The sequence below is a fragment of the Burkholderia sp. Z1 genome, from assembly GCF_014893795.1.
Taxonomy (GTDB): Bacteria; Pseudomonadota; Gammaproteobacteria; order Burkholderiales; family Burkholderiaceae; genus Burkholderia; species Burkholderia theae.
Genome location: NZ_JACFYL010000001.1, coordinates 3,089,123 through 3,113,956, shown reverse-complemented (window position 1 = coordinate 3,113,956; position 24,834 = coordinate 3,089,123). Strand labels below are relative to the sequence as shown.

24 protein-coding genes and 1 tRNA gene are annotated in these 24,834 nt (G+C 64.9%); 15 read left to right on the top strand and 10 right to left on the bottom strand.

Annotated elements, in window-relative coordinates; all coding sequences use genetic code 11:
- Nucleotides 1-55: 55 nt before the first annotated feature.
- Nucleotides 56-1,009 (bottom strand): LysR family transcriptional regulator, encoded by a 954-nt coding sequence (locus H3H55_RS14470; RefSeq protein ID WP_193098988.1) that lies wholly within the window; start codon nucleotides 1,007-1,009, stop codon nucleotides 56-58.
- 129 nt (nucleotides 1,010-1,138) lie between these two features.
- On the opposite strand from H3H55_RS14470, the gene H3H55_RS14465 reads away from it, so the two are divergent.
- The 4 genes from H3H55_RS14465 to H3H55_RS14450 all read left to right on the top strand — a co-directional run bounded on the left by H3H55_RS14465 (nucleotide 1,139) and on the right by H3H55_RS14450 (nucleotide 4,952).
- Nucleotides 1,139-2,317, top strand: coding sequence for a M20 aminoacylase family protein (locus H3H55_RS14465; protein WP_193098986.1), 1,179 nt, complete (start codon nucleotides 1,139-1,141; stop codon nucleotides 2,315-2,317).
- 122 nt (nucleotides 2,318-2,439) lie between these two features.
- Complete coding sequence (locus tag H3H55_RS14460) at nucleotides 2,440-3,219, top strand: ABC transporter substrate-binding protein (RefSeq protein ID WP_193098984.1); 780 nt, start codon at nucleotides 2,440-2,442, stop codon at nucleotides 3,217-3,219.
- A 158-nt stretch (nucleotides 3,220-3,377) separates the two neighbouring features.
- Complete coding sequence (locus H3H55_RS14455; protein ID WP_193098983.1) at nucleotides 3,378-4,523, top strand: porin; 1,146 nt, start codon at nucleotides 3,378-3,380, stop codon at nucleotides 4,521-4,523.
- Nucleotides 4,524-4,667: 144 nt separating this feature from the next.
- On the top strand, nucleotides 4,668-4,952 hold the full coding sequence (locus H3H55_RS14450) for a PAAR domain-containing protein (RefSeq protein WP_048242675.1): 285 nt from the start codon (nucleotides 4,668-4,670) through the stop codon (nucleotides 4,950-4,952).
- A 58-nt stretch (nucleotides 4,953-5,010) separates the two neighbouring features.
- Here the strand turns inward: H3H55_RS14450 and H3H55_RS14445 are convergent, their stop codons facing one another.
- Both H3H55_RS14445 and H3H55_RS14440 read right to left on the bottom strand, forming a co-directional pair.
- Nucleotides 5,011-5,322 carry a cupin gene (locus H3H55_RS14445; RefSeq protein ID WP_193098982.1) on the bottom strand — a complete coding sequence of 104 codons (312 nt, stop codon included), beginning with the start codon at nucleotides 5,320-5,322 and terminating at the stop codon, nucleotides 5,011-5,013.
- 59 nt (nucleotides 5,323-5,381) lie between these two features.
- A complete protein-coding gene (locus H3H55_RS14440; protein ID WP_193098981.1) occupies nucleotides 5,382-6,065 on the bottom strand; it encodes a DJ-1/PfpI family protein in 684 nt (227 codons plus the stop codon).
- 117 nt (nucleotides 6,066-6,182) lie between these two features.
- Between H3H55_RS14440 and H3H55_RS14435 the strand changes: the two genes are divergently transcribed.
- Together H3H55_RS14435 and H3H55_RS14430 are read left to right on the top strand one after the other, a co-directional pair.
- Complete coding sequence (locus H3H55_RS14435; RefSeq protein ID WP_193098980.1) at nucleotides 6,183-7,154, top strand: GlxA family transcriptional regulator; 972 nt, start codon at nucleotides 6,183-6,185, stop codon at nucleotides 7,152-7,154.
- 175 nt (nucleotides 7,155-7,329) lie between these two features.
- Nucleotides 7,330-8,304, top strand: coding sequence for a LysR family transcriptional regulator (locus tag H3H55_RS14430; protein ID WP_193098979.1), 975 nt, complete (start codon nucleotides 7,330-7,332; stop codon nucleotides 8,302-8,304).
- A gap of 44 nt (nucleotides 8,305-8,348) precedes the next feature.
- On the opposite strand, the gene H3H55_RS14425 is transcribed toward H3H55_RS14430, so the two are convergent.
- The 7 genes from H3H55_RS14425 to H3H55_RS14395 all read right to left on the bottom strand — a co-directional run bounded on the left by H3H55_RS14425 (nucleotide 8,349) and on the right by H3H55_RS14395 (nucleotide 15,431).
- Complete coding sequence (locus H3H55_RS14425; protein ID WP_193098978.1) at nucleotides 8,349-8,693, bottom strand: hypothetical protein; 345 nt, start codon at nucleotides 8,691-8,693, stop codon at nucleotides 8,349-8,351.
- Between the two features lie 303 nt (nucleotides 8,694-8,996).
- Nucleotides 8,997-9,695 (bottom strand): MAE_28990/MAE_18760 family HEPN-like nuclease, encoded by a 699-nt coding sequence (locus H3H55_RS14420; RefSeq protein ID WP_193098977.1) that lies wholly within the window; start codon nucleotides 9,693-9,695, stop codon nucleotides 8,997-8,999.
- Nucleotides 9,696-9,697: 2 nt separating this feature from the next.
- On the bottom strand, nucleotides 9,698-10,753 hold the full coding sequence (locus tag H3H55_RS14415) for a DUF262 domain-containing protein (protein WP_193098976.1): 1,056 nt from the start codon (nucleotides 10,751-10,753) through the stop codon (nucleotides 9,698-9,700).
- A 266-nt stretch (nucleotides 10,754-11,019) separates the two neighbouring features.
- Nucleotides 11,020-11,096: transfer RNA gene (locus H3H55_RS14410), tRNA-Met, on the bottom strand.
- A 156-nt stretch (nucleotides 11,097-11,252) separates the two neighbouring features.
- Nucleotides 11,253-12,911 carry an MFS transporter gene (locus H3H55_RS14405; protein ID WP_193098974.1) on the bottom strand — a complete coding sequence of 553 codons (1,659 nt, stop codon included), beginning with the start codon at nucleotides 12,909-12,911 and terminating at the stop codon, nucleotides 11,253-11,255.
- A gap of 226 nt (nucleotides 12,912-13,137) precedes the next feature.
- Nucleotides 13,138-14,685 (bottom strand): sensor histidine kinase, encoded by a 1,548-nt coding sequence (locus tag H3H55_RS14400; RefSeq protein ID WP_193098972.1) that lies wholly within the window; start codon nucleotides 14,683-14,685, stop codon nucleotides 13,138-13,140.
- A 17-nt stretch (nucleotides 14,686-14,702) separates the two neighbouring features.
- On the bottom strand, nucleotides 14,703-15,431 hold the full coding sequence (locus H3H55_RS14395; RefSeq protein WP_129512882.1) for a response regulator transcription factor: 729 nt from the start codon (nucleotides 15,429-15,431) through the stop codon (nucleotides 14,703-14,705).
- Between the two features lie 190 nt (nucleotides 15,432-15,621).
- Between H3H55_RS14395 and recA the strand changes: the two genes are divergently transcribed.
- From recA to H3H55_RS14350, 9 genes are all read left to right on the top strand, one after another.
- Nucleotides 15,622-16,692, top strand: coding sequence for a recombinase RecA (gene recA, locus H3H55_RS14390; protein ID WP_048242666.1), 1,071 nt, complete (start codon nucleotides 15,622-15,624; stop codon nucleotides 16,690-16,692).
- The gene (gene recX, locus H3H55_RS14385; RefSeq protein WP_193098971.1) at nucleotides 16,692-17,549 is read left to right on the top strand and encodes a recombination regulator RecX; all 858 of its coding nucleotides are present in this window, start codon (nucleotides 16,692-16,694) and stop codon (nucleotides 17,547-17,549) included. The genes recA and recX overlap by 1 nt, the downstream gene beginning before the upstream one ends.
- Before the next feature lie 146 nt (nucleotides 17,550-17,695).
- Complete coding sequence (locus tag H3H55_RS14380; protein WP_193098970.1) at nucleotides 17,696-18,304, top strand: DUF2889 domain-containing protein; 609 nt, start codon at nucleotides 17,696-17,698, stop codon at nucleotides 18,302-18,304.
- Nucleotides 18,305-18,372: 68 nt separating this feature from the next.
- The gene (gene sucC, locus H3H55_RS14375) at nucleotides 18,373-19,539 is read left to right on the top strand and encodes an ADP-forming succinate--CoA ligase subunit beta (protein WP_048242663.1); all 1,167 of its coding nucleotides are present in this window, start codon (nucleotides 18,373-18,375) and stop codon (nucleotides 19,537-19,539) included.
- Between the two features lie 67 nt (nucleotides 19,540-19,606).
- The gene (gene sucD, locus H3H55_RS14370) at nucleotides 19,607-20,488 is read left to right on the top strand and encodes a succinate--CoA ligase subunit alpha (RefSeq protein WP_010090788.1); all 882 of its coding nucleotides are present in this window, start codon (nucleotides 19,607-19,609) and stop codon (nucleotides 20,486-20,488) included.
- 157 nt (nucleotides 20,489-20,645) lie between these two features.
- On the top strand, nucleotides 20,646-21,350 hold the full coding sequence (locus tag H3H55_RS14365; protein ID WP_048242799.1) for a TerC family protein: 705 nt from the start codon (nucleotides 20,646-20,648) through the stop codon (nucleotides 21,348-21,350).
- Nucleotides 21,351-21,447: 97 nt separating this feature from the next.
- Complete coding sequence (locus H3H55_RS14360) at nucleotides 21,448-22,044, top strand: pilin (protein WP_193098969.1); 597 nt, start codon at nucleotides 21,448-21,450, stop codon at nucleotides 22,042-22,044.
- 156 nt (nucleotides 22,045-22,200) lie between these two features.
- Nucleotides 22,201-23,979 (top strand): PglL family O-oligosaccharyltransferase, encoded by a 1,779-nt coding sequence (locus tag H3H55_RS14355; protein WP_129512878.1) that lies wholly within the window; start codon nucleotides 22,201-22,203, stop codon nucleotides 23,977-23,979.
- A 425-nt stretch (nucleotides 23,980-24,404) separates the two neighbouring features.
- Nucleotides 24,405-24,755 carry a TonB family protein gene (locus H3H55_RS14350; protein WP_193098968.1) on the top strand — a complete coding sequence of 117 codons (351 nt, stop codon included), beginning with the start codon at nucleotides 24,405-24,407 and terminating at the stop codon, nucleotides 24,753-24,755.
- The last annotated feature ends 79 nt before the right edge of the window (nucleotides 24,756-24,834 follow it).

Here is a 24,834-nt window from a genome sequence, read left to right as displayed (position 1 = left end):
TGCCGTCCGCAAGCCGCCGCGCCGTCGAATCCACTTGCGCCGTGGAAGCCTTCGTTCAAAGCAGCAGGTCGAGTTGATCGAACAGCCGCCGGTTCTCCGTTGCGGCGGAGCGGCCGCGCTTGCGGATCGTTTGCGACAGGCTGTCGACGAAGCACTGGCTTGCCTGGCTGCGCATCGCGTTGTGCAGGCCGATGACGGCGACGCGGCCGACGTCGAAGCGCTCGGCGAGCTTGAGCGGCTGCGCCCAGTCGCGCATCGCGTCGGTGAGAAGCAGCGGCTCGGGGCAATGGCTGAGCATGTCGTTGCGGCGGACGAGTTCCAGCATCAGCGCACTGGAATGGGCGCAATGGAGGCGGGAACGGTCGATCGCGGCGCCGTGCTGCCAGAAGATGTTGTGCATCGTCTCGTCATAGCTGGTCGCCGTGTAGTTGACCGCCCAGTCCTGCTCGAGCAGGTCGTGAATCGAACGCCGGTTCGCGAGCGGGTGGCCACGCCGCGCCACCACGCACGACTGATACGAGAACAGCGGCTCGTGATCGAATTCCCGGCTCGACACGACCGACGTCAGCGGCACGACCGACAGGTCCAGCGTGCCTTCCCGCAGCCGCGGCAACGCGACGGCCGTCAGGCCCTCGAAGATCTCGAGCTGCACCTTCGGCATCTGCTTGCGGAACAGCGTGATCGCTTCGGTCATGAACGTCAGCATGACAAGCGGCGTGACTGCAATCGTGAGCTTGCCGGTCTGATCGCCGCGCAGCCGCGCGAGCGCGTCGTTCGCGCGTTCGAACTGCCCGATGATCAGCCTTGCATGACCCAGTAGCGTATGCCCGGCGTCGGTGAGGCTGACGCCGCTCGAGCTGCGCGACAGCAGCGTCAGTTTCTGCTCCTGCTCGAGTTCGCGCAGCGCCTTCGTCACCGCGGCCTGCGATACGCCGAGCAGCCTTGCCGCCGCCCGGATGCTGCCCGCGTCGGCGACCGCGACCAATGCATGGATCTGATGATTTTTCATACGATAGGCGCGCCGTGCACCGTGATAACCAATGGTTGTCAATATAACCAAATTGCGGCTTCCGGGGACGAATTGCGCTGCTTATGATCGGCTCCGCCTTGGTTGTCAGACCTACACGGAAGCCTCTTCATGTCCAACCTGTTCAATGAATTCGTGCCGCAAGGCATGCGCGATATCGAACGCGAGATGATCGCGCTGCGTCGGCAGATTCATGCCGATCCGGAGCTGAGCTTCCAGGAATACGCGACGAGCGCACTGGTCGCGGAACGTCTTGCGCAGTGGGGCTACGACGTGCATGGCGGGATCGGCGATACCGGGGTCGTCGGGACGCTCGGCAACGGCGCCGGACGCACGATCGGACTCCGGGCGGACATGGACGCGTTGCCGATCGTCGAGGCAACCGGGTTGCCGTATGCGAGCACGAACCCGGGCGTCATGCATGCCTGCGGTCACGACGGACATACGGCGATGCTCCTCGCCGCCGCGCGGTACCTGGCGCAGAACCGGTGCTTTTCGGGTACCGTGCGCGTGATCTTCCAGCCTGCGGAAGAAAGCGGCGGCGGCGCGCTGCGAATGCTCGAGGAAGGCTTGCTCGAGCGCTTCCCGTGCGATGCCGTATTCGCGATGCACAACATGCCGGGCTTGCCGGCTGGCCAGTTCGGATTCCGAAGCGGCGCCTTCATGGCATCCGCCGATTCGGTCACGATTCGCATCGCCGGTTACGGCGGCCACGGCGCGATCCCGCACAAGACGGTCGACCCGGTTGTCGCGAGCGCGTCGCTCGTCATGGCGCTGCAAACGGTGGTGGCACGCAATGTCGATCCGCTCGAAACGGCCATCGTGACGGTCGGATCGATACACGCCGGCAGTGCGTCCAACATCGTTCCCGACGCCGCCGTCATCGGCCTGTCGGTGCGTGCGCTCGATCCCGGCGTGCGCGACCTGCTGCAAGCGCGGATCACCGCGCTTGCGCACGCTCACGCGGAGGGTTTCGGCGCGCGGGCGGAGGTCGAGTACGAGCGTGGTTATCCGGTGCTGATCAATCACCCCGACGAGACCCGGCTGGCCGAATCCGTCGCTCGCGACTGGCTCGGCGACGGCGGACTCGTCCGCGACATGAAGCCGATCACGAACAGCGAGGATTTCGCGTATGTGCTCGAGCGCTGCCCCGGCTGTTACCTGCTGATCGGCAACGGTGACGGCAAGGGCGGATGCATGGTCCACAACCCGGGTTACGACTTCAACGACGACATCCTGCTGACCGGCGCGAGCTACTGGGTTCGGCTGGTCGAACGCTTCCTGGCGTAACGCGGTCCCGCTTCACCCGGAGCAGACAGGCGCCGTCGCCTGCCTGCCGATCGAACAAACATTGACGGCAACGCGTTCGTGCCACGCGCGAACGTGCTTTCTCATCCTGGCTTGGAGACACCATGAAACGCCTTGTCCGCTCTAGTCTGTTCGCGCTCTGCGCCATTCCGCTGCTCGCTGCCGCGGGTGAACCGCAGACCCTTCGCTTCGGCATCGATCCGACCTATCCGCCGTTCGAATCGAAGCTGCCCGACGGTTCGTTCGTCGGCTTCGACGTTGATCTCGGCAATGCGATCTGCGCGAACCTGCGTATGCGTTGCGTATGGGTGGAGCAGGGCTTCGACGCGATCATTCCCGCGCTGAAGGCGCGCAAGTTCGACGCGATCCTGTCCGCGATGACGGCCACGCCGGCGCGCAGGCAGCAGATCGATTTCACCGACCGTCTCTATTCGGGTGCGCCGCGCCTGATCGCGCGGGCGGGCTCCACGTTGCAGCCGACCGCGGAATCGTTGAAGGGGCGCCGGATCGGCGTTCAGCAAGGGTCGTTGCAGGAGACCTATGCGCGGGTCGAATGGGCGTCGAAGGGCGTGGAGGTCGTGTCGTATCCGGGTACCGACCAGATCTATCAGGACCTCACGACCGGCCGCCTCGACGCATCGTTCCAGGCGGCCGTCCAGGCCGACATGGGGTTCCTGCGCACGCCGCGCGGCAAGGCGTTCGCGTTTGCCGGCGCCGAAGTCAAGGACAAGCGTGCAGCGGGCGAAGGTGTCGCGATCGGTATCCGCAAGGACGACACGCAGCTCGCGGCGAAGATCAATCAGGCGATCGCGTCCATTCGCAAGAGCGGCGAGTACGACAAGCTCGCGCGCAAGTATTTCACGTTCGATATCTACGGCGAGTAAGCGTGACGGCCCGGGTTTCCCGGGCGTCTGACGCGGGACCGACGGATTCGCAATATCCACCGACGCATGCCGGGGACGGCGCACGCGTGCAACGGGCGCGTCGTACGCGCTCGCGGTCGACCGTCCCGCCTGTTCGGCAAATCGGAGGAGACTGAAACATGAAAAAGCAGATGATCGGCCTGTTGCTGGCCGGCGGCGCGGTAACGTCGGCGCTCGCACAAAACAGCGTCACGCTGTACGGATTGATCGACGAAGGCGTGAACTACACGAGCAACGTGAACGGCCACTCGGCGTGGGAAATGTCGAGCGGCGTCGTGCAGGGCAGCCGCTGGGGGATCAAGGGCGGCGAGGATCTCGGCGGCGGGTTCAAGGCCGTGTTCAGGCTCGAGAACGGTTTCGACGTCAACACCGGCCGGCTCAACCAGGGCGGCCGCGAATTCGGCCGGCAGGCGTATGTCGGTCTGTCGAAAGACGGGGTGGGTACGCTGACGTTCGGCCGCCAGTACGACTCGCTGGTCGAATTCCTCGGCCCGTTGACCGCGAACGGCAGTTGGGGCGGCTTCATCTTCGATCACCCGTACGGCAACGACAACACGGACAACTTCTTCCGGCTCGACAACGCGGTGCAGTTCTACAGCGCCGATCTGTCGGGCTTCCAGATGAGCGCGACCTACGCGTTCTCGAACAGCGCGGGCCAGTTTTCGCTGAACAATGCGCAGAGCGTCGGCGCAGGCTATTCGAACGGTCCGTTGACGGTCGGCATCGGATACCTGAACGTCAATCGCGGTGGCGCCAACACGGTCGGCGCGGTGACCACGGACGACGCGGGCTTCCTCGCGGAGCGCCAGCGGGTGTTCGGCGCGGGCATCAACTATCAGCTCGGCAAGGCGATGCTTGGCTTCGTCTACACGCACAGCGACATGAAGAACCCGACGTCGTTCCAGTACATCAGCGGTTCGATCGTGCCCGCGGGACAGGCCGTGTCGCACCTGAAGTTCGACAACTATGAAGTCGCCGCGACGTACCAGGTGACGCCGGCGCTGCTGCTCGGCGCGATGTACTACTACACGCAAGGGTCGCTCGACGCGTCCGCCGGAAAATCCCGGCCGCATTGGCAGACGGTCGGCCTGATGGCGGACTACAACCTGTCGAAGCGGACCGACGTGTATATCCAGGGCAGCTACATGAAGGTGAACGGATCGACGGGGACGGCGCTCGACAATGCCTACAATCCGGCCGCCGACGATTCGTCGTCGAACGACCGTCAACTGATGGCGCGCATCGGGATTCGCCACAAGTTCTGACGGGCGCCGCCGCGGCGACCGGCACGCGGCCGCCGCGCGGGGTGATATGCTCCCGGGACGCCCGCGACCGACGGGCGGATTCCGACTGCCCGCGCGCGGCTCGCTGCCGCGCGGCGCGGCGTTTCCGAGGGAAGAACCGACATCATGAGCCGCAAATTCATTCTGAAGGGCGACACCACCGACCACGGCGGCGTGGTGCTCGAAGGGATCGCCAATTCGTCGTTCGACGGACGCGAGCTCGCCTATCTCGGCGCGCCCGTGTTCTGCGCCGCGTGCAAGTCGCCGGGCGTGATCGTGTCGGACGGCGGCGAGCGGACGATGACCGTGATGGGCAAGGTCGTCGCGCTCGAACACGACCTGTGCCAGTGCCTGTGCACGCCGCAGCCGAAACTGATCGCGTCGCAGGCGACGGGCACCATCACGGGGTGAAACCCGCCGCGCGGATGCGGTTGCCATCCGCGCTGTATCGACGTACGGCCGCCGGCCGTCAGACGCTGCCTTCGGTCTCGATCACGAGGATGCGCGCTTCGCCGAGCGGATGCGCGACGTGCTCGGTGCCGACCGTCGCGTGGAACACGTCGCCCGCTTCGAGCACCGTCGCGTGCTCGACGCCTGCTTCGCGATAGCGCATCTCGACGCGACCGTCGAGCACCGCGAACACTTCCTCGTCGTCGTTCACGTGCCATCGATAGGGCTGGTCGGTCCAGTGCAGGCGGACCGTGACGCCGTTCAGGTTCGCGATGTCGAGCGCGCCCCACGGGCGGTCCGCGGTGAACGTGGCGCTGCGGATGATGTTCATCGATATGTTCTCCTGCGCGAATGCGCGTCGTCTGCCAGCCAGTTTCCCCGTACCCGCATTCAGCGCGACGTCGCGCGCAGCGCCTGCTCGATGATCTGCTTGCGCTTCGCGAAGCCGGCCGCCGACCGCTCGGTGACACGCTTCACGACCGCCGCCGGCGCGGTGTCGGGCGAGCCCGCGTCGAACGGCGGCGCGGGCGCGTATTCGAGCTGCAGCTGGATCGCCTGCGCCTCTTCGTCGCCGGCCAGTTCCGCGGCGATCGTCAGCGCGAAGTCGATGCCGGCCGTCACGCCGCCGCCCGTGATCAGGTTGCCGTCACGCACGACGCGCTCGCGAACGGGCACCGCGCCCAGCGGTTCGAGCAGCGCGTGGAACGCCCAGTGCGTCGTCGCGCGCCGCCCGCGCAGCAGGCCGGCCACACCGAGCAGCAGCGCGCCCGTGCACACCGACGTCACGTAGCGTGCGGTGGCCGCGCGTTGCTGTACGAACGCGATCGTTTCGGCATCGAGCAGCAGGTCGTTGATCCCGATCCCGCCCGGGATGCAGATCACGTCGAGCGGCGGGCAGTCGTCGAAGGTAGTCGTCGGCGCGAGCGCGAGGCCGCTGCTCGACGCGACGGCGTCGCGCGACTTCCAGACCAGATGGACGGCCGCGTCGGGTAGCGACGCGAGCACGTCGTGCGGGCCGGTGAGATCGAGTTGCTGGACGCCCGGAAACACGAGTAAGCCGATATGCATGGTCATGCGAAGACTCCGAGTGGAAGTGGCACACGCCGTTGCCGGCACATGATGGACAGATCGATTCTAGGCGCGTAGTGTTTGGCGAAATTGCCATATCCCCCACGTTTTCAGCCAATCGCCATGCCTGCCGCTCCGCGCTCGATCCTGGTCCTCGCGTTCCCCCGCGCGCAACTGCTCGACGTGTCGGGGCCGCTGCAGGTGTTTGCGTCCGTCAACGAACTCGCGCTGGAGCGCGGGCAGCCCGCGCCGTATGCGCCCCGCGTCGTCGCGGCCGATGCCGGGCCCATCGAGACGTCGTCGGGCCTCGTCGTGATGGCCGAGTCGTTGCGCTCGGCCGCGCGCGCTCCCGATACGCTGATCGTCGCCGGCGGCAAGGGCGTGCACGCGGCATCGCAGGATCCGCGGCTGGTGCGCTGGGTGCGGCAGCAGGCGGAGCGCGCGCGACGCGTCGCGTCGGTCTGCACCGGCGCGTTCCTGCTCGCGGAGGCCGGCCTGCTCGACGGGCGGCGCGCGGTCACGCACTGGGCGCGCTGCGACGAATTCGCGGCGCGTTACCCGAGCGTGCGCGTCGAGTCCGACCCGATCTTCATCCGCGAGGGCGCGCTGTGGACGTCGGCCGGCGTGACGGCCGGCATCGATCTCGCGCTCGCGCTGGTCGAGGAGGATCTCGGGCGGGCGACCGCACTCGACGTCGCTCGCGAACTCGTCGTGTTCCTGAAACGTCCGGGTGGCCAGGCGCAGTTCAGCGCGATGCTGTCGATGCAGCGCACCGACGAGCGGTTCGGCGAGCTGCATGCGTGGATGGCCGAGCACCTGACGGCCGACCTGTCGGTGCCCGCGCTGGCCGAGCGCGTGCGCATGAGCGAGCGCAGCTTCGTGCGCCACTATCGCGCGGGAACCGGCCGCACGCCCGCGCGCGCCGTCGAGCAGATCCGCGTCGAGGCCGCGCAGCGCCTGCTCGGCGAAACGGCATGGCCGGTCAAGCGGATCGCCGCGCGTTGCGGATTCGGTTCGGAGGAGACGCTGCGGCGCAGTTTCGTGCGCGTGCTGGGCGTGTCGCCGCAGGGGTATCGCGAGCGGTTCGTGCGGTGATACACGGGGTTCGGCTCGGGGCCGGAGCGGATATCGTCCGGTACTGAACGGAAATCGATCGCTTTCCAGTGCGAAATGCCGAAACTATTCAGGACGATAGAACAATAGCTGGGGGCTTGTGCCGCGCCCGCTGCGCGCTCTATTCTGTTCCGTTGGCGATTCGAAGGGGGGCAGCATGGACCGAATCCAGGCAATGGAAGTTTTTACTCGCGTGGTCGACGCGAACAGCTTCACACGCGCGGCCGACACGCTCGCGATGCCGCGCGCGTCGGTGACGACCATCATCCAGAATCTCGAGGCGCTGCTCGGCGTGCGCCTGATGCACCGGACGACGCGCCGGCTGTCGCTGACGCCGGAGGGTGCCGCGTACTACGAGCATTGCACGAAGATCATCTCGGAGATCGCGGAAGCCGACGCGAGTTTCCAGGTCGGCAACCGCAAGCCGAGCGGCGTGCTGCGCGTCCACATGCCGAGTTCGCTCGGGCGGCGCGTCGTGTTGCCGTCGCTGTCGATTTTCCGGCAGAGCTATCCGGACATCACGCTCGAACTCGGGCTTTCCGACCGCTATGTGGATCCGGTCGAGGAGGGCATCGACTGCATGATCCGGGTCGGGCCGCTCGAGGATTCGTCGATGGTCGCGCGGCGGATCGGGATGCTCAAACGCGTGACCTGCGCGTCGCCCGACTACCTCGCGCGTCACGGCGAGCCGCACGAGATTGCCGATCTGGCCGAGCATCATGCGGTGAATTTCCGGTCGAGCCACGGCGCGCGAGCGATTCCGTGGGTGTTCATGATCGACGGCAAGCCGTTCGAGGTGCGGATGAACGCGAGCGTGACGGTCAATGATTCCGATGCCTACGTGACGTGCGGGCTCGAAGGGTTCGGGATGATCCAGCCGACGCTGTTCATGGTGCTGCCGAACCTGCTCGACGGATCGCTGGTCGAGGTGCTGCCGGACTGCAATCCGAAGCCGAAGCCGATCTCGATCGTTTATCCGCACAACCGGCATCTGTCGCAGAAGGTGCGCGTGTTCGCCGACTGGATCGCGGAGCTGTTCGAGTCGACGCCGTCGCTGGAGGGCGGGGAGAACTGGCGCGGGCGGGTGCAGGGGAAAGCGGCGGAGGAACGGCGTGGGGCGGTGGCGGCGTAGCCTGGTGCGCTGCGCGTGTGACCGGTTGCACGAGTGGCGGCCAATCAGAACGGCCGTATGCCGATGCGCGGATTCAGGCACGCGTAGATGAGGCTGAAGGCCAGCAGCGCAAACAGCAGCGACGTGACGATGCGGGCGATCGAGCCGATGCGTTCGATCCGGAGGAAGAGGGTGCCGCCGACGAGCATCAGGGCGACGCCCGCGTAGAAGTCGTTGGCGAAATCGCCGAAGTCGCGTTCGACGAGGCTGTCCGCAAAGCTCATGTAGTCGTAGCTCAGCAGGTGGCGCAACTGGTCGGGCGTCGACAGGTTGACGAACGTGCCGGTGACGGGCACGAGCCCGATCAGCGTGAACAGTGCGGCGATGACGATCGTGATGCGTCGTTTCATCGGTCACCAGCTCTCCGGATCCCGGGTCGTCAAAGAAGCGTCCGCTGCGTCGATAGAAGAGTCACTCATGCGGCCACTACGGAACCGGCGCTCCAAGGCTGCAACTGCCGCGGTCGACGTGATTGTGGCGACAATTCAATACCAAAAAAAGAGCCCGTATGTCGATCTTTTTCGCACATATGGCTATCTAGCAAGCGCACGTGCCGGATCGAACCGGGGCAACATTCTCGCATGCGAGAATTTGGACCGACTTCGCCGGTTTTCGCGGAGCCCGAGCATGACGGTCGACTCCGTACTATACGGTTATGCACCTTCCAACAGCCGCGCTTGTGCTGGGGCATTGAGAAAGTCCAGAGAATCGTAATGCTTCTCTAACAGTTCCACGAACAACTCAACGGTCCGCCTCACGGCGTCGAGCCGCAATTCTAAGTCGGTTGAGCGTCCGCGCGCTCCAACCGAAGCTGGCGTCGCTCTACCGTGTGCAACCTGATGGCGCTTCTGCACTACCTCATCAACGTAGAATCGGTCTGCGCCGGTCTTTATCGCGTCGGGTGAAATACCCAGATACGAAAAAATATCACCTATCGTCTCTGTTTCAGAGTTTTGTAAATGAGGTGAAAAGACTGATGTCTCGATACGACACGCGTCGCCGTTATAAATGGCATCAACAAAATCTATTCGCTTCTGCCATCTCTTTTGAGTTTGCGCATCTGCCAAGCCCTTAAAATTAGCATTCATTGCGGTGGGCAAAAAACGCACGGATAAGTCCCAGTTCTTCAATCCGAGAGCGGCGATTGCTCTCAAAAAACTTTCCGTTGCTTCGTTTAAGGACTGTTCCAACGCGCCATACAGGTGCACGTAGAAGAGTCCGCGAAGGATTTTTGTCTCTTCCGAATCTACCGGCGGCAAGTCGGTGGATTCCATGGTTTTGATATGAGAAAGCAATGTGCGAATCTCACGGAACCTTTCGTCTATAGAGACTCGCGGAATTGAGAGTGCCATGATTACAACAGGAAATCTCGTACAAACTCAATGCGCCCGCTTACCATTCGCTTATTATTTGTGCCGGCCGTGGTGAGTTTTTTGAGCTCCTTGTTACTAACAAGACTTCGCAATTTATCAATGTCTGGTGTGGCGTTCGCTTGAATGGCGAGAGCTGTTCCGGCGGAAATTGCCTCAAACAAGTTGGCTGGCGTAATTGTCGATTGGCCGCGCTTTATGCCGTCAGGGAATGCCGTGGCCAATATGTCCAGAACTTTCTTGAACAGACTGATTTTTGAAGCTGGTATAGGTTTTGCGGAATTTTCTTTCATGTAATTGTTCAGAAAACCCTTTACGCTTTTTTCGAAATTTTGGTAATTGTGCAGATATGAAAAATACCTAAGTGCGTATTCTTCAGCGGTACCGTTCTTCGAGTCGCTTTCGCGAATGCGAACGACTTGCTTAAAATTGGGGAGTGCGGCAATTTTTCGCAGTGAGTCGTTAAATGGGCCGCGATAAATGCAGTTCCGTATTTCTTGATCTGTCAAAAGAACGCCGCCAGTATTCAGGCGTTCAAAGAGATCGAAGCGAACGTTCAAGTCGCTCTTATCATTGAGGACGGTAACGCGAATTGGGCGCGTCATGAACATCAGCTGCATTGATTTCGGAAGCTCGGCGTAGGTTAAGTCATTCAATGCGCTGAGCTTTTCTAGATCTATTGCTTTTAACGGTGATTTTCGATTAATTCCGCTCAACAGTTTGGCACTATCGCCGACAAAGTGCGCAATCGTCGACAATCGCTGTACGCCGTCGACAATTTCCCATGTTGCATCGGGATTTGTTGCCATAAACAGACTCGGCACTGGAATGCCAAGGAATATTGACTCTATGAGCTCAGACTCCCTCGGTTCGTCCCAGACGAACTGACGCTGATACTCGGGCGGCACAAAGATGGCGCCCTCAGAAAACATGTCATAGATCTGTCGGATCGTCATGTCATAGCTGTCGAACGACACGAGGCGCCGTTCGCTGTCCAGCTGCTGTTGGAGATCGACGAAGGAACTTGGCTTTTGCGGCATCTGTAGGCAGCTTAACGTTGTTAGGCCGCCTTCACCGGCGAACCTTGAGCGCGGGAGGTTGCCCTCGCGAGCGAGGAAAGCGCGCGGGTCTAACCATAGACCGAACAATACAACGGAGACTAAGTCTTTACTAGGGGCAGATGCGCTGCGCGAGGCTAAGGCAGAGTCTGCGCGTGTAGGGAGGGTGTCCCGAGGAATGCGTTGACACTCGGTTGACAGAGCCGAAATGAAAAAGGGCCCAGCTTGCGCTGGGCCCTTTTCGCATTTGGTGGCGAATCAGGGATTCGAACCCCGGACCTGCGGATTATGATTCCGTCGCTCTAACCGACTGAGCTAATTCGCCGAAGAAATAAATTATGCCGATGAGGCGTTTTGCTGTCAACACCTTTTTTCATCTTGCGTGAAAAAAGGTGCCTCCGGCCCGTGCCGGCCTCGTCGCGGGGCGGGTTGCCGTTAGCCGGAACGTATCCGGAAACCGCCGCCCGCCCGCGCGTCGGCATCAGTCCTGCGCGTAGATGTTCGTGTCCTTCGTCTCCTTGACGAACAGCAGCCCGATCACGAACGTGGCCAGCGCGATTACGATCGGATACCAGAGTCCCGAATAGATGTTGCCCTTCGCCGCGACGATCGCGAACGCGGTTGCCGGCAGGAAGCCGCCGAACCAGCCGTTGCCGATGTGATACGGCAGCGACATCGACGTATAGCGGATCCGCGTCGGGAACATCTCGACCAGCATCGCGGCGATCGGCCCGTAGACCATCGTCACGTAGATCACGAGGATCGTCAGGATCACGATCGTCATCGGCCAGTTGAGCTGCGCGGGATCGGCCTTCGCCGGATAACCCGCCGACTTCAGCGTGGTCGCGAGCGTCTTGTCGAACGCCGCCCCCTTCGCCTTCGCATCGGTTCCCTTGGCGTCGTACGCTTCGACCACGGTGTCGCCCACCTTGATCTGCGCGGTCGTGCCGGCGGGTGCCGCGACGTTCTCGTAGTTCAGGCCCGCCTTCGCGAGCGCGCTCTTCGCGATGTCGCACGAGTCGGTGAACTTCGACGTGCCGACCGGGTTGAACTGGAACGAGCAGGTGGCGGGATCGGCGACGACCGTGATCGGCGCCTTCTGCGTGGCGATCTCGAGCTGCGGGTTCGCGTAGTGCGTGAGCGCCTTGAACAGCGGGAAGTAGGTCAGCGCCGCGATCAGGCAGCCCGCTAGGATGATCGGCTTGCGGCCGATCTTGTCCGACAGCGAACCGAAGAACAGGAAGAACGGCGTGCCGATCAGGAGTGCGATCGCGATCAGGATGTTCGCGCTCGCGCCGTCGACCTTCAGCGTTTGCGTGAGGAAGAACAGCGCGTAGAACTGGCCCGTGTACCACACGACGGCCTGGCCGGCCGTCAGGCCGACGAGCGCGAGGATCACGATCTTCAGGTTCTTCCACTGGCCGAACGCTTCGGTCAGCGGCGCCTTCGACGTCTTGCCTTCCGCCTTGATGCGCAGGAACACCGGCGATTCGTTCAACTGCAGCCGGATCCACACCGACACTGCGAGCAGCGCGATCGATGCGACGAACGGCACGCGCCAGCCCCAGTTGCCGAACGCTTCCTCGCCGATGAAGGTGCGTACGCCAAGGATCACGAGCAGCGACAGGAACAGCCCAAGCGTCGCGGTCGTCTGGATCCACGCAGTGTAGAAGCCGCGGCGGTTCGCCGGCGCATGCTCGGCGACGTAAGTCGCCGCACCGCCGTACTCGCCGCCGAGCGCGAGGCCCTGCAACAGCCGCATCGCGATGAAGAGCACGGGCGCGGCGATGCCGATCGACGCGTAGCCGGGCAGGAAGCCGACCACGAACGTCGAGATACCCATGATCACGATCGTCACGAGGAACGTGTGCTTGCGTCCGACCATGTCGCCGAGCCGGCCGAACACGATCGCGCCGAACGGGCGCACGGCGAAGCCGGCCGCGAAGCCGAGCAGCGTGAAGATGAACGCGGCGGTCGGATTGACGCCGGAGAAGAAGCTCTTGCTGATGTAGGCCGCGAGTGAGCCGGCCAGGTAAAAGTCGTACCACTCGAACACGGTGCCGAGCGACGACGCGAAGATCACCTTCTTCTCTTCGCCCGTCATCGGCGAGTGCGAAATTTGCCCGCCTAACGTTGCCATGAATCGTCTCCAAGTCCCTTGATATAGATGTGCGGCCGCCTTGGGTGGGCGGGCCTGTCGACGATTATTGGCACGGAAACTTACGGCGCACTGACTTGCACACACAAAACGACTGCGCGTTAACCCGCGCCGAATCAGCTGCCATACGTGCCGATTGTGGCGTGAACGTCCGGTAAATCGTCGGTTTCGATGCGGTTCCGGCGCGCCGCGGCGGTGCGTATCAGGGTTAATCCGGGGCGGTTTCGGCCAGCGGCAGGCTGATGCGCACGAGCGTGCCGGCGAGGCGCGGTTCGTGCTGGTAGACGTGATCGTCGAGCGTCAGCGTGCCGCCGTGCTGCGTGGCGATCTCGCGCACGATCGCGAGCCCGAGGCCGCTGCCGTCGCCTTCGCGGCCGAGGATCCGGTAGAAGCGCTCGACGACGCGCTCGCGTTCGGCGGCCGGGATGCCGGGGCCGGTGTCCTCGACTTCGAGATGCACGAACCGCGCCGCCGGGTCGGCGTGCACGCGCACCGTGATGCGGCCGCCTTCCGGCGTGTAGCGGATCGCGTTGTCGACCAGGTTGCCGAGCATCTCGCGCAGCATCACCGGATTGCCGTCGACGTCGAGCGGCGTGTCGTCCGGCGGGCCTTCGTAGCCGAGATCCATCCGTTTCGCGAGCGCGGCCTGCACCCAGTCGCGCACCGTGCGCCGCGCAAGCGCGGCGATCTCGACCGGCTCGAACGTGAGCCCGCTCGCACGGTTCTCGGCGCGCGCGAGCGCAAGCAGTTGCGTGACGAGCCGCGCGGCCTGCTCGGAACTCGTCGCGATCTGCTCGAGCGAGCGCTGCACGTCGGGCGGAACCGGGTGGCGCAGCGCGAACTCGGCCTGCGTGCGCAGGCCCGCGAGCGGCGTCTTCATCTGGTGCGCGGCGTCGGCGATGAAGCGCTTTTGCAGCGCCATGTTCTGTTCGAGCCGCGCGAGCAGGTCGTTGAACGACGTGACGAGCGGCTCGATCTCGGGCGGCGCGCGCTGCGCCTCGACGGGCGACAGGTCGTCGGGCCGCCGCGCGCGGATGTGCGCCTGCAGCGCGTTGAGCGGCGCGAGCCCGCGCGACAGCCCGAACCAGACGAGCAGGATCGCGAGCGGCAGGATCACGAACTGCGGCAGGATCACGCCCTTGATGATGTCGTTCGCGAGCGCGTTGCGCTTGTCGAGCGTTTCGCCGACCTGCACGAGCACGGGCTGCGTGCCGCTCGATTGCGGCAGCTCGACCGTTGTATACGCGACGCGTACGTCGTTGCCGCGCAGCAGGTCGTCGCGAAACACGACGACGCCCGGCGGCGGGCGATCCTCGTCGCGCGGCAGCGGCATGTCGGCTTCGCCCGCGACCAGCTCGCCGCGGGTGCCGAGCACCTGGAAGTAAACGCTGTCGACGTTGTCCGCGCGCAGGAAGTCGCGCGTCTGCTCCGGCAGCGTCAACTCGGCGACGCCGTTCACCGGGTGGATCTGCCGCGCGAGCACGTAGGCGTTGGTCTCGAGCGTACGGTCGAACGGGCTGTTCGCGATCGTCTTCGCGACGAGGTAGGTGACGGCGATGCTCATCGGCCATAACAACAGCAGCGGCGCGAGCATCCAGTCGAGGATTTCGCCGAACAGCGAGCGCGGGCGCGGGGCCTCGGGCGTGTCGGTTTCGTCGGGCGGCGCGAACGGGTTTTCGTAGCGTGAGTCGCGCGCGTCGTCGGCGGCCGACGACGGCGCACCGGTCGGGTGGCGGGAATGGGCCGGCGTGGCCATCGCGGCGACGCCCGGCTTCAGCGCAGCGGCGTGCCGGCCACCGCGGGCTGGGGCGCTGTCGTGCCGGCCGGCGCGGCGGGCGCGGCCTTCTCGAGGCAATAGCCGAGGCCGCGCACGGTCGAGATCCGTACGCCGCTCGGTTCGATCTTCTTGCGCAGCCGGTGCACGTAGACTTCGATCGCGTTGTTGCTGACTTCCTCGCCCCATTCGCACAGATGGTCGACGAGCTGCTCCTTCGACACGAGCCGGCCGATCCGCTGCAGCAGCACCTCGAGCAGGCCGAGTTCGCGCGCGGAGAGATCGAGCACGTGATCGTTCGCATACGCGATGCGGCCGACCTGGTCGAACGCGAGCGAGCCGTGCCGGACGACGGTCGGGCCGCCGCCCGCGCCGCGCCGGGTCAGCGCGCGCACGCGCGCTTCGAGCTCGTTGAGCGCGAACGGCTTGGCCATGTAGTCGTCGGCGCCGAGGTCGAGCCCCTTCACGCGCTCGTCGACGCTGTCGGCGGCGGTCAGGATCAGCACGGGGAGGTTGGAATTGCGGGCGCGCAGGCGCTTGAGCACGTCGAGCCCGGACATTTTAGGCAACCCGAGATCGAGGATCAGCAGGTCGAATGTCTGCATCGACAGCGCCGTATCGGCGTCGACGCCGCTCTTCACGTGGTCGACGGCATAGCCCGATTGGCGGAGTGACCGGGTGAGGCCGTCCGCGAGTATGCTGTCGTCTTCGGCGATGAGAATTCGCATGTTGCTGACCGATGGCCGGCAGGGTGTTCGCGCCGGCGCGGTTGTCTCCGAAGTTATTTGTGTACAACGCAGCCTGCATTGCGGGCTTGCATAAAACACTGTTTTTTTATACAGTGTCTGCATTCGTGGGCGGCGCTTGAAAGCGGGCGCGCCTTTAACAGACGCTGCTCATCATAGCAAAGGACGATTCATGGAAGAAAGCAAGAAAGGCTCCGGGATGACCGCCGAGAAGAGCAAGGCGCTGGCGGCCGCACTCGCGCAGATCGAGAAGCAGTTCGGCAAAGGGTCGATCATGCGCATGGGCGACGGCGAGGCGGCCGAAGACATCCAGGTCGTCTCCACGGGTTCGCTGGGGCTCGACATCGCGCTTGGCGTCGGCGGCCTGCCGCGCGGCCGGGTGGTCGAGATCTACGGCCCGGAATCGTCCGGTAAAACCACGCTCACGCTGCAGGTCATCGCCGAACTGCAGAAGATCGGCGGCACGGCCGCGTTCATCGACGCCGAACACGCGCTCGACGTTCAATATGCGTCGAAGCTCGGCGTGAACGTGCCGGAACTGCTGATCTCGCAGCCGGACACCGGCGAACAGGCACTGGAAATCACCGATGCGCTGGTGCGCTCGGGCTCGGTCGACATGATCGTCATCGACTCGGTCGCGGCGCTCGTGCCGAAGGCCGAAATCGAAGGCGAGATGGGCGATTCGCTGCCGGGCCTGCAGGCTCGCCTGATGTCGCAGGCGCTGCGCAAGCTGACCGGCACGATCAAGCGCACGAACTGCCTGGTGATCTTCATCAACCAGATTCGCATGAAGATCGGCGTGATGTTCGGCAACCCGGAAACCACGACGGGCGGCAACGCGCTGAAGTTCTATGCGTCGGTGCGTCTCGATATCCGCCGGATCGGCTCGATCAAGAAGAACGACGAGGTGATCGGCAACGAAACCCGCGTGAAGGTTGTCAAGAACAAGGTGTCGCCGCCGTTCCGCGAAGCGATCTTCGACATCCTGTATGGCGAGGGCATTTCGCGTCAGGGCGAGATCATCGATCTCGGCGTGCAGGCGAAGATCGTCGACAAGGCGGGCGCCTGGTACAGCTACAACGGCGAGAAGATCGGCCAGGGCAAGGACAACGCGCGTGAATTCCTGCGCGAGAATCCGGAAATCGCACGCGAGATCGAAAACCGCATCCGCGAATCGCTTGGCGTCGTCGCAATGCCTGATGGCGCAAGCAACGAAGCCGAGGCGGTGGACGAAGAAGAGTGATGGTCGCGCGCCGAGGTCAGGCCGGCGAGCCGGAGGAGAGCGACATGCCCGAAACGGCGGGTCGCTCCGGCCGGCGAGCCGGATCCTCGGGCGCCGATCAGCGGGGCGCAGGCAGCCATGCCGCGAACCGCACCGCGACGAGGGCATCCGACGATGCCCTCGTTTCGTTTGAGATTGCCGCGCCGGACGATCCGTTCGACGACGATGAATCGTTCGACGCACACGACCGGCCCCGCCGTCGCGTGTCCGGTGTCAGCTTCCCGGGTGAGCGCGCATCCGACGCGTCCGCGCCCGCCACGGAAGACGTCTATACGCGCAGCAGCCAGCATCCGCGCCGCACGCGCCGTGGGTCCGGCACTTCTTCCGGCGACGATCCGGGCGCGGGGGAGCGCAAGTCGTCGAAGCCGCCGCGTTCGTTGAAAGGCCGCGCACTCGGTTATCTGTCGAGGCGTGAATACAGCCGCACGGAACTCGCGCGCAAGCTCGCGCCGTACGTCGGCGAAGACGAATCCGTCGAGCCGGTGCTCGATGCGCTGGAAAAGGACGGCTGGCTGTCCGACGCACGCTTTGCCGAGAGTCTCGTGAATCGCCGCGCGTCGCGCGTCGGCGTCGCGCGTATCGTCAGCGAACTGAAGCGCCATGCGGTCGGCGACGTCCTCGTCGAGGAGGTGAACGCGCAGCTGCGCGAGACCGAATGGGCCCGTGCGCAGGCGGTCTGGCGCAAGAAATTCGGTGCACTGCCGCAAACGCCGGCAGAGCGTGCGAAGCAGGCACGCTTTCTCGCCGCACGCGGCTTCTCGAGCGCGACCATCGTGAAGTTGCTGAAGGTCGGCGACGATTTCCCGATCGACGACTGACCCGGCCGGTCGCGTGCGCGGCGCGCGATTTTGCTGCAATGCAACCGCTTCCGGACAGGCGGGAATACCCGCCGTCGCGTCAAACTGTCTCAAATACCCAATATGCTAAAATCCATGGGTTTTCCTCTTCGGCCTCAACCTCCAGCATGCCGCTATCCGAGCCCGTGCCCCGTCAGTTGCGACATCAACGCGCAATCCGAGCGGAAGCTTACGAGCGCGGCGACGGCTTGTGGGACATTGAAGCCTGCCTGACCGACCACAAGCCGCGCGATGTCGCGCTTGCGTCGGGCATCCGGCCCCAGGGCCTGCCGATCCACGAACTCTGGCTGCGCGTGACTATCGATCGTGAACTCAATGTCGTCGACGCCGAAGCGTCTTCGGAATGGGTGCCGTATCCCGGTCAGTGTCAATCCGCCCCTCCCGCCTATCGGGCCCTCATCGGGCTCAATCTTTTCCGCCACTTCCGCCGCGATGCGAACCGACTGCTGTCGGGTGTTGCAGGCTGCTCCCATCTCACCGAACTGTGCGCCGTGCTGCCGACGGCAGCGATCCAGGCGTTCGCCGGTGACGTATGGAACGTGCGCGAAGAGGGTGGTGAAGGGCCGGATCACGACGGCGCGCACGACGAACCGCCGTTCCAGCTCGGCCGCTGCCGCGCGCTGCGGTTCGACGGCGAGGTCGTGCGGCAGTTCTACCCGCGCTGGTATGGCGCGGAACGGCCGGGCTCGCCCGTTGACGGCAGCACGAAGGAATGAACGGAAATCATTCGAAGAAGCGTCTTAAGCGACTTTTCATCCAACTCTCAGACTGAAGGGAATCACGCATGAAGATTCACGAGTACCAGGGTAAGGAAATCCTGCGGAAATTCGGAGTCGCGGTACCGCGCGGCAAGCCGGCGTTCTCGGTTGACGAGGCCGTCAAGGTGGCGGAAGAGCTGGGCGGCCCGGTTTGGGTCGTGAAGGCTCAGATTCACGCGGGTGGCCGTGGCAAGGGCGGCGGCGTGAAGGTGGCGAAGTCGATCGAGCAGGTTCGCGAATACGCGAACCAGATCCTCGGCATGCAGCTCGTCACGCACCAGACCGGTCCGGAAGGCCAGAAGGTCAACCGTCTGATGGTCGAAGAAGGCGCCGACATCAAGCAGGAACTGTATGTCAGCCTCGTCGTTGATCGCGTGACGCAAAAGATCGTTCTGATGGGTTCGAGCGAAGGCGGCATGGACATCGAAGAAGTTGCCGAAAAGCACCCGGAACTGATCCACAAGGTCATCGTCGAGCCGTCGACCGGCCTGCTGGACGCCCAGGCTGACGACCTCGCCGCGAAGATCGGCGTGCCGGCTGCCTCGATTCCGCAAGCACGTGCGATCCTGCAAGGCCTGTACAAGGCATTCTGGGAAACCGACGCGTCGCTGGCCGAAATCAACCCGCTGAACGTCTCCGGCGACGGCAAGGTCATCGCACTCGACGCGAAGTTCAACTTCGACTCGAACGCGCTGTTCCGTCATCCGGAAATCGTCGCGTACCGCGATCTGGACGAAGAAGATCCGGCTGAAATCGAAGCGTCGAAGTTCGACCTCGCGTACATCTCGCTCGACGGCAACATCGGCTGTCTCGTGAACGGCGCAGGCCTGGCGATGGCGACGATGGACACCATCAAGCTGTTCGGCGGCGAGCCGGCGAACTTCCTGGACGTCGGCGGTGGCGCGACGACCGAGAAGGTCACGGAAGCGTTCAAGCTGATGCTGAAGAACCCGGACCTGAAGGCGATCCTCGTGAACATCTTCGGCGGCATCATGCGCTGCGACGTGATCGCGGAAGGCGTGATCGCCGGTTCGAAGGCCGTGAACCTGAAGGTGCCGCTCGTCGTGCGCATGAAGGGCACGAACGAGGACCTCGGCAAGAAGATGCTGGCCGACTCGGGCCTGCCGATCATCTCGGCGGACAGCATGGAAGAAGCCGCGCAGAAGGTCGTCGCGGCTGCCGAAGGCAAGTAAGCGCGCTATTGAACACGCATGGCGGCGCGGCTTGCACGCGACGCCAATCGAACAGAGGTCAAAATACATGTCGATTCTGATCAACAAGGACACGAAGGTCATCACGCAGGGCATTACCGGCAAAACCGGTCAGTTCCATACGCGCGCCTGCCGTGAATACGCAAACGGCCGCGAAGCATTCGTCGCGGGCGTGAACCCGAAGAAGGCCGGCGAAGATTTCGAAGGCATTCCGATCTACGCAAGCGTCAAGGAAGCGAAGGCAGAAACCGGCGCGACCGTGTCGGTCATCTACGTTCCGCCGGCAGGCGCAGCTGCTGCGATCTGGGAAGCGGTCGAAGCCGACCTGGATCTCGCGATCTGCATCACGGAAGGCATTCCCGTCCGCGACATGATCGAAGTGAAGGACCGCATGCGTCGCGAAGGCCGCAAGACGCTGCTGCTCGGGCCGAACTGCCCGGGCACGATTACGCCGGACGAACTGAAGATCGGCATCATGCCGGGTCACATCCACCGCAAGGGCCGCATCGGCGTCGTGTCGCGTTCGGGCACGCTGACGTATGAAGCCGTTGCGCAGCTGACGGCACTCGGCCTCGGCCAGTCGTCGGCAGTCGGTATCGGCGGCGACCCGATCAACGGTCTGAAGCACATCGACGTGATGAAGATGTTCAACGACGATCCGGATACGGATGCGGTCGTGATGATCGGCGAAATCGGCGGTCCGGACGAAGCCAACGCCGCTCAGTGGATCAAGGACAACATGAAGAAGCCGGTCGTCGGCTTCATCGCGGGCGTCACGGCGCCCCCGGGCAAGCGCATGGGCCACGCCGGCGCGCTGATCTCGGGCGGTGCGGATACGGCCGAAGCGAAGCTGGAAATCATGGAAGCGTGCGGCATCACCGTCACGCGCAACCCGTCGGAAATGGGCCGTCTGCTGAAGAAGGCGCTGTAATATTTCCACGTGGGTTCGTCCTGCAGAAAACGCCGGCTTTGCCGGCGTTTTTTGTTATGCTCGCGCAATGAATTCGTAAGCACCGGGCATGCGTCGCGCATGTGCCGGCGATGAACCGGGCCGCCCGCCGGGCGGCCAAGCCCTGCACATCTTCCCCATGCTCGAATTCCTCGCGTCGCTGCACTGGGGCGCCGTTCTCCAGATCGTCATCATCGATATCCTGCTCGGCGGCGACAACGCGGTCGTGATCGCGCTCGCCTGCCGCAACCTGCCGGCGAGCCAGCGGCTGCGCGGCGTCGTCTGGGGCACCGCGGGTGCGATCCTGCTGCGCGTCGCGCTGATCACGTTCGCGGTCGCGCTGCTCGACGTGCCGTTCCTGAAGATCGGCGGCGGGCTGCTGTTGCTGTGGATCGGCGTCAAGCTGATGGCGCCGGCCGCCGACGCGCACGACCACATCAAGCCGGCCGACCGGCTGTGGGACGCCGTGAAGACGATCGTGATCGCCGATGCGGTGATGAGCCTCGACAACGTGATTGCCATCGCGGGCGCGTCCGAGCAGGCTGATCCGTCGCATCGGATGGCGCTTGTGATCTTCGGGCTCGTCGTCAGCGTGCCGATCATCGTGTGGGGCAGCACGCTGGTGCTGAAACTGCTCGACCGCTTCCCCATCGTCGTCACGCTCGGCGCCGCGCTGCTCGGCTGGATCGCGGGCGGGCTGATCGTGAACGACCCGGTCGGCGACCGCTGGCCGGTGCTCGATACGGCACCCGCGATCTACGGCGCGAGCATGGCGGGCGCCCTGTTCGTCGTGGCGGCCGGCTACGCGCTCAGGCGGCGCCGCGGCGCACCGCACGCGCACTGACACTGGCCGTCCGGCCGACTGCCGGGTTCGCGGCCCGCTGGCTACGATCGAGACGCCTGCCTTTACCGGCAGGCGTTTTTCGTTTCCGGAGCCTGCCATGTTCGAAGCCTTTTCCGTTTCCCTGTTCCGTCGCGTGGCCGCCGATCTGCGGCGCGCGAACCGGCCGTCGCCGCGCTGGCGGCCGGCCGGCTTCACGCTGATCGAGTTGATGATCGTGCTGGCGATCGTCGGCGTGATCGCGGCCTATGCGATTCCCGCGTACCAGGATTACCTTGCGCGCTCGCGCGTCGGCGAGGGGCTCGCGCTCGCGTCGTCCGCGCGGCTCGCGGTCGCCGACAACGCGGCGAGCGGCGCGAGCCTCGATGGCGGCTACAGTCCGCCGGCCGCGACCCGCAACGTCGAATCTGTTGCGATCGACGGCGAAACCGGCCAGATCACGGTCGCGTTCACCACCCGCGTCGCCGCGGCCGGCACGAATACGCTGGTGCTCGTGCCGTCCGCGCCCGACAAGGCCGACACGCCGACCGCGCGCGTGCCGCTCAAAAAGGGCGCGCTGCAAGCCGGCACGATCGCGTGGGAGTGCTTCGCCGCCGGCAAGGATGCGTCGTCGCTGCCGGCGCCGGGGGCCGGGCCGCTGCCGGGCGACGCCGCGACGCTGCCTGCGAAATACGCACCGGCCGAATGCCGCGCGTAGCGCCGGCGGGGGCGCAGGGCGGCGGCGCGCGCGGCATGCCGGCTACCGCTTCGGCCGGCCGGGGCGGTCGCCCCGCACCGGGTCGCGGCGCGACCGCCCCGCACAGAGGAGGGAAAGTTTTGTATAGTGCGCCGGTTGCTGACATCCGGTTCGCTCATGCCTTCTACTTTTTCCCGTTCGTTGTCGCTCGTTGCGCTGGCTGTCGCCTTGATCGTGCCGTATGCGATCACGAATCACACGTATCCGATCCCGACCTTCTATTCCGAGTTTTCCGCGCTGGTGCTGTATCTGCTGGTGGGGCTGTCGGTCGTGCTGCTCGTGCGCACGGGCCGCCCGGCCGAGCCGTTTGCCGCGCCGGCCGCGTTCGTCGTGCCGCTCGGGTTCGCCGTGGTGCTCATCGCGCAGGTCGCGCTGATCCCGCTCAAGGTGCCGTCGATGAACTGGCTGGCGCTCGGCTATCTCGCCGCCGCGCTGGTTGCGATGCAGGCCGGCTACGCGCTCGCGCGCGACGGGTTGGCCGAAGCCGTTTCGCGGATGATGGCCGGTGCGCTGCTCGTCGGCGGCGTGTTCGCGGTCGGCACCCAGATCGTGCAGATGTTCCACCTCGAGTCGGCTGTGTCGCCGTTCGTCGTGATGTACAACGTCGCGGTCGATCGCCGTCCGTACGGCAACATGGCGCAGGCGAACCATCTGGCCACCTACATCGCGTTCGCGCTCGCGGGCGCGCTGTATCTCGTGCAGACGCGCCGGCTCGCGGTGTGGGCGTGGCTCGCGCTGTCGCTCGTGCTGTCGGTCGGTCTCGCGCTGACGGTGTCGCGCGGGCCGTGGCTGCAGGTCGCGGTGATGGTCGTCGCGGGCTTCTGGATGGCGTGGCTCGAATCGCGCCGCGCGCCGGGCAATACGCGCGCGTGGCTGATTCCGGTCGTGCTCGCGGTCGCGTTCATCGCGGTGAACGTCGCGGTGCGCTGGGCCAACGTGCACTATCACCTGAATCTCGCGGAATCGGCGGCCGACCGGATGCGCGACGCCGGGCAGATCGCGCCGCGCCTCGCGCTGTGGAAGTACGGGCTCGCGATGTTCCGCGAGCATCCGCTGCTCGGCGTCGGCTGGGGCGAGTTCCCGTCGCACCAGTTTGCGCTCGTGCGCACGCTCGGCGGCGTCGAGATCGCGAACAACTCGCACGACATCTTCATCGACCTGCTCGCGAAGTCCGGCCTGATCGGCCTCGGCGTGCTCGTCGTCACGCTCGTGATGTGGTTCGTGCGGGCGCTGCGCGCGCCGCAGTCGAGCATGCGCGTGTTCGGCTTCGCGCTGATCGGCATCCTGCTGATGCATGCGCTCGTCGAGTATCCGCAGCAGTACATGTTCTTCCTGCTGCCGGCGATGTTCGTGATCGGTCTGCTCGACGTGAAGCCGCTGCGTTTCCTGCCGGGCCGCGCGGCATTCGGGCTGTTCGCGGTGCTGTCGTTCGGCGGCGTGCTGGCGGCGGTGCCGGTGCTGCGCGACTACCAGCGTGCGGAAGTGCTGTATTACGGCAGCGATCCGGCCGCGCAGTACCGCGACGCGCCGTCGCTGCTGTTCGGCGCGTGGGGCGACTACGGTGCGGCCACGCTGCTCGCGATCTCGCCGGAAGACTTGCCGGCCAAGCTCGCCGCGCATGAACGCGCGATCGCGCTGCTGCCCGGCGAGACGGTGCTGCGTCGTTATGCGGCGCTGCAGGCGCTGGACGGCCGCGAAGCCGACGCGCTCGATACCGTCGCGCGCCTGCATGTGTTTGCGAAGGAGCTGAAGGACTGGCCGCAACAACTTGCGTCGCTGTACAAGCTGTGCGACCAGCAGCCGGCGCTGAAGGCGTTCAAGGCAGCCGTCGTCGCGAAGTACGGGGAAGTGCCGGCCGATGCGGCCGACGATTCGGACGACGACGATTCGGATTGACGCGCGCAGCGCCGGGACGGGGAATGCCGGCGTTTGCCGCGTCGCGATGCGGCCGGCGCGAACCCGGCCAATCCGGCCCGGTATCGATTACCTCGCGGATTGCGTGGATTCCGGCCGCATGCGTGGCGATTCGCGTCAATCATTGTCAAATCGCCGCCGCTGACCGGGGCGCACGTGCACAATGCGCGAAAGTGCTCGCGTGCCGGCCCGCGTGGAGCACGGGGCCGGCGTGAAGCCGGGCAACATCCCGGTTTTCCGGGAAACCCGCCAAGCAGGATCGCGGCCGAGATCGATCGGCCGCGCGGCCGTAACGGGGCGCCGGTCCGATGGCCGCGGCGCAGTGCGACGCGCGCGAGGCGGCCGGGTGAAATCTTCCGGTGCGCGGCGCGTGCGTCCAGAACAGTGCTGAAGAACGATATTCGACCATGGCTATTCGCTCGACCTACCTGATCCTGCCCGCCGTCGCGATGCAGTTTTCCGGCTGCGCGATGCTGACGTCGTCGCAGGAAAGCAAGCTGACCTGCCACATTCCGCGTGCCGTCTATCCGGACACCGCGAAGCCGCTCACGCGCCCGGCGACCGTGCTCGTGCGCGCGCTGATGACGACGTCCGGCGAAGCGCAGAACGTCACCGTGACGACCAGCAGCCGCAATGCGGCGGCCGATCGCGCGGCCGTCGACGCGATGACGCACGCGACCTGCGTGCAGACCGGCGCAACCGCGAACCCGTTCCTGCTGACCCAACCGTTCGTGTTCGAGCCGCAACGCGGCCAGTGACGCGCGCACGACGCGCGCTGCCTGTGGCTTGCCGTCCGGTTTCGGTGCCGGCCGGCCGCACCGTTTCAGTTAACCGTCG